The 253-nt window shown below is 56.1% G+C and carries 1 pseudogene; it reads left to right on the plus strand.

What is annotated here, in order from left to right:
- A pseudogene (locus H4J77_RS19680) lies at positions 1 to 127 on the plus strand (IS30 family transposase); the annotation flags it as partial.
- Positions 128 to 253 lie beyond the last annotated feature (126 nt).

Genomic DNA, 253 nt, shown 5'->3' on the forward strand with positions numbered 1-253 from the left:
CCATTGGCCAGACAGCCCCGAGCTTCATGTGAGTCACGAAAGCATCTACTTGGCAATCTACGCGCACCCTCGGGGTGAGTTGAAACGACAACTGATCAGCTATCTGCGTCAAGGCCACGGTAAACGGTGAACCGCCCCGGGTTTCGCGGAGGCTGTTTGGTTTAAGTCAAGCCGCCACCTTGGAAGCCTGACTGGCTAGTTGCCGATAGTAGTTTGCCTCAGCCTCTGCGGGCGGTATATATCCGATGGGTTC

Source organism: Pseudomonas sp. 5Ae-yellow, from assembly GCF_014077575.1.
GTDB lineage: Bacteria > Pseudomonadota > Gammaproteobacteria > Pseudomonadales > Pseudomonadaceae > Halopseudomonas > Halopseudomonas neustonica.